The 1,786-nt window shown below is 67.5% G+C and carries 2 protein-coding genes and 1 pseudogene; 1 reads left to right on the top strand and 2 read right to left on the bottom strand.

Annotation, left to right across the window (positions count from 1 at the left end; translation table 11 throughout):
- The coding region (locus MOV75_RS42800; protein ID WP_247007828.1) for a hypothetical protein at positions 1-64 on the bottom strand (64 nt) is incomplete at its 3' end.
- Positions 65-103: 39 nt separating this feature from the next.
- Here MOV75_RS42800 and nadC point away from each other — a divergent pair.
- Positions 104-673 (top strand): annotated as a pseudogene (gene nadC, locus MOV75_RS36710) (carboxylating nicotinate-nucleotide diphosphorylase); the annotation flags it as partial.
- A 180-nt stretch (positions 674-853) separates the two neighbouring features.
- Here the strand turns inward: nadC and MOV75_RS36705 are convergent.
- Positions 854-1,786: cell wall hydrolase (locus MOV75_RS36705; RefSeq protein ID WP_247007827.1), on the bottom strand; the 933-nt coding region annotated here is incomplete at its 5' end.

The raw sequence follows: 1,786 nt of genomic DNA, 5'->3' as shown, positions 1-1,786 counted from the left end.
CGTCGTCCGCGGTAACGGGCTTGCCGTCGTGCCATTTGGCCTGCGGCCGCAAGCGGTAAGTCACGTAGGAGAAGTCATCCGGATGGCTGACGGCCTCGGCCAGCGCGCCATTCTCACCGCGGAGCGAACCGCGCTGAACTTCGTCGGCCGCCTGTCGGGCGTTGCCACGCTCACGGCGGATTATGTTGCGCGCACCGAAGGCACGAGAATGCGCATCTGCTGCACGCGCAAGACCACGCCGGGGCTAAGGGCGCTGGAGAAATACGCGGTGCGGTGCGGCGGCGGCTTCAATCACCGCTTCGGCCTCGACGACGCGATCCTGATCAAGGACAACCACATCGCGGTCGCCGGCGGCGTCAGTGCGGTGCTGGAGCGCGCCCGCGCCCATGCCGGCCATCTCGTCAAGATCGAGATCGAGGTCGACACGTTGGCGCAACTGCGCGAGGTGCTCGACACCGGGCTGGCCGACGCCGTGCTGCTCGACAACATGGACCTTGCGACATTGCGGGAAGCGGTCCGGATCAACGAGGGGCGCCTCAAGCTGGAGGCGTCCGGCGGCGTCACGCTGGACTCGATCGCCGCGATCGCGGCGACCGGCGTCGACTACGCCTCGGCCGGCGCCCTGACCCATTCGGCGCCGAACTTCGACTGCGCGTTGGATATCGAGGCGTGAGGCCACTGCTCTTCGCCCAGGGCGGCCGCACCTCTCCCGCTTGCGGGGGAGGTCGGCGCAAAGCGCCGGGTGGGGGCTCTCTCCACACGGGGGTTCTCGCCTGCGGAAACACCCCCTCCCCAACCCTCCCCCGCAAGCGGGAGAGGGAGCGCACCTTCACTGCGGCGACGATTGATTGCCTCAGCGCCGCTCAGTATTGCCCATTTCCGCGGAGCTCTTGGCTTCCTGCGCGAGCTCGGCGGAGAGCGCCGCGGTCTGCGCGGGCGTGCCCCAGCTCGGCACCTCGCTGCCGTCGCCCCAGGCGCGCGGGCGGTAGAAGGTGTGCACGCCGGTCTTGTACATCTTCTTCATCTCGGCGACCCAGGACGGACGCACCCAATAGGCGTGATAATGCGTGGATTTACCGACCTCGGGCAGCCAGATCTGGCCGTCGAGCGTGGCCTTCGCGATCTTCTTGGCGCGCTCCCACATCTCGGGCTCGCGGATCACGTCGGCATTGTTGTCGCAGGCAAACGTGAACTGGCAGGCGAGATGACGGTGCTTGTTCTGATAGACCGCTCCGCACACCGTATCCGGATATTTGCCGGAGAAGACGCGGTTCATCACGACTTGCGCGACCGCCATCTGGCCGCGGACGGCCTCGCCGCGGGACTCGAAATAGACCGCTTCCGCGAGGCACTTCTCGGACTTCGCGCGCGACTTGTCGTCGAGCGCGAGCCGTTCCGCCGGTGATCTGGTGCGCTGGTTGTCGGCGTTGACCTCGCCCTTCGGCGCGACGCTCTCGCCGCTCTCGATGTCCTTGGCAATGTCCACTGTGGGCGGCGACAGCGAGGCTGTCACCTTCATGTCGGGGTCGGGCATCACGATCAGCGGCTCGGCGCCGGGCTGCCAGCTCTCGATGCTCTCGAGATTGCCGCCGAGCGAGGAGCTGCCGAAGAACAGGTTCGAGGTCTTCACGCGGAACGGATCGCGCGCCGGTGCAGCCGGAACAGTCGCTTGCTTCAGCGCTTCGAGCGGCTGGACCGCGAACGCGCGCGCAGTGTCGCTGGCCTGCGGTGGATTGGCATATTGCGGCAGCGGCGGCGCCCGCAGTGCTTCCTGGAGCTCGGGGTC

Source organism: Bradyrhizobium sp. PRIMUS42 (assembly GCF_023006515.1).
Lineage (GTDB): Bacteria > Pseudomonadota > Alphaproteobacteria > Rhizobiales > Xanthobacteraceae > Bradyrhizobium.
The sequence above is the reverse complement of the archived record's forward strand: the minus strand, read 5'-3'. Positions and strand labels throughout refer to the sequence as shown.